The organism is Virgibacillus sp. GM2-2 (assembly GCF_055329585.1).
The window spans coordinates 1-2,416 of sequence record NZ_JBUZWC010000034.1 but is presented as its reverse complement, the minus strand read 5'-3'; the positions used below and the strand labels follow the sequence as shown (position 1 = coordinate 2,416).

Annotated in this window: 2 protein-coding genes; both read right to left on the bottom strand. The window is 38.5% G+C overall.

Annotated elements, in window-relative coordinates; genetic code table 11:
• On the bottom strand, positions 1–2,048 hold a 2,048-nt coding region (locus ACY9Z2_RS18865; RefSeq protein ID WP_463611221.1), incomplete at its 3' end, for a heavy metal translocating P-type ATPase.
• Between the two features lies 1 nt (position 2,049).
• A complete protein-coding gene (locus ACY9Z2_RS18860) occupies positions 2,050–2,400 on the bottom strand; it encodes an ArsR/SmtB family transcription factor (RefSeq protein WP_463611222.1) in 351 nt (116 codons plus the stop codon).
• Positions 2,401–2,416: the final 16 nt, after the last annotated feature.

Here is a 2,416-nt window from a genome sequence, read left to right as displayed (position 1 = left end):
TCAGCAAATATGGCTAACCATAATGTAAGCCACCCAGGAATGATTAATATAAGTGCTAATAGCTTCAGGCCTAACGCAAACCCTACGTTTTGTTTAATGATAGTTAACGTTTTTCTACTTAAGGCGATTGTATATGGTAACTTTTCCAAGTCATCGGCCATTAAGGCAATGTCAGCTGTTTCTAACGCCGTATCGGTTCCTGCGCCCCCCATAGCAATACCAACGGTTGCAGTAGCTAATGCTGGAGCATCATTGACACCATCTCCGACCATTGCTACATTTCCATGTTGTTCGCGAAGCTGTTTAATGGAGTCTAGTTTGTCTTGTGGCAATAGTTCTGCTTTCGTTTCACTTAGACCGAGTTGTTTTCCAATAGCATTCCCAGTAGCATGATTATCACCAGTAAGCATAACCGTCTTATCAATACCGATTTGGTGTAGTTTTTGAATGATTGATAAACTATCTTTTCGAATTTGATCGGCAACAGCAATTAAACCTTTAATTTCTTGTTCAGTGCCTAGAAGCATTACCGTTTTACCTTGTTTTTGTAAATTGTTTATTTGTTTTTTTACTTCACCATCAATGATAGAAATTTCTTGGAATAACGTTGGACTACCAATAAAGTATTCTTTATTGTCTATGGTTGCCTTTGCACCTTTACCAGTAATCGATTGAAAATTAGCTGCAGTGTAAGTTGCTACATTGTCTTCTTCCGCCTTACGAATAACTGCAGAAGCGAGTGGGTGTTGCGAAAACGATTCTATCGCAGTTGAGATTCCAATAATTTCTTCCTTATTCATCGCGGATAGTTCAACTACATCTGTCACTTCTGGTTTACCTTCAGTAAGGGTACCAGTCTTATCAAAAGCTACAACTTTCAATCTACCAGTCTCTTCTAAATGAATACCGCCTTTTATTAGTACACCTTTACGAGCTGCATTTCCTATTGCTGTTACAATAGCCACTGGTGTAGAAATAACTAGGGCACAAGGACATCCAACAACTAGCACTGCAAGCCCTCGGTAAATCCACTCTGACCAAATACCGCCCATGAGTAGGGGAGGAATAACTGCAACTAATAAAGCAATAAGCATAATAGCGGGAGTGTAGTATTTTGCAAACCGATCAACAAATTGCTGGGAGGGTGCACGTTCTGCCTGTGCTTCCTCTACTAGGTGAATAATCTTTGCAATCGTCGTATCGTCAACAAGTTTTGTTACGCGAACTTCCAGTGATCCTTCCTCATTCAATGTTCCTGCGTATACTTCATCACCTGTTGTCTTATAAACAGGAATCGATTCACCGGTTATGGTAGCTTGGTTTATCGACGTTTGTCCTTTTACAACTTCACCATCCATTGCAATCTTTTGACCAGGTTTAATAATCATAATATCGTTAATCTGAACATTTTCCACATCAATTTCAACTGTTTCATTTCCGCGTCGTATAATTGCTCGATTAGGGGCAATGTCCATTAAAGATCGAATAGATTGTCGTGCTTTATCCATCGAGTAACTTTCTAATGCTTCACTCAACGCGAATAGAAAAACAACGACTGCACCTTCACCCCATTCACCAATTGCAGCTGCCCCAATGATTGCAATGGTCATAAGGGTCTTCATATCAAATTGTAACTTTGTTAAGTTTATTAGACCAACTTTGAAAAGAGTGAACCCACCAATTAATATGGAAAGTCCAAATGTACCAATGGTTACCGGATCGTCTTCGCTAAATTGAAAGGAAAAAACATAACCAACGATAATGAATAACAACGATATCATGGTTGTGATATTCTCTCGTTTTTTCCAGAAAGGTTCGTTGTTCTCAATCAGACGTTGTCGCTCTGGGAACACTTTAATACCATCGAAGGCTCCTGCTTGCTCTAGTTGTTCGATCGAAGCTTCTCCATGTACAGTGATTTTCGAAGCTCCAAAATTTAATTGAACGTCCTCAACCGATTGAATAGAGCGTATATTCTTTTCAAATTTTGCTGCACAGTTCGTACAAGATAATCCATGCAAACGATAACTATTTTTATTATTTTCCATTTTATTCACCTTCTTTTGCATGCAGCATGGCTATGGAAACTAGTTGACGAACATGGTCATCTTCTAGGGAATAGAACACGAGCTTTCCTTCTTTTCGATATTTAGCCAATCCCATATTACGTAATAAACGTAAATGGTGAGATGCAGTTGCAGTTGTTGAACCAATGATGTTTGCAACATCACAAACACAAAGTTCTTTTTCTAATGTTAATGCGTACGCTATTTTTAGTCGTGTAGCATCTGATAACGCTTTAAAAATTAACTCAACACCGTTAACCTGTTCTATCTTGGGCTGAATACTATTTACCTTTTTTTCGTCATAACAAAAGGTATCACACGTATCTTTGTTCAATTTTACAACTTTTTCA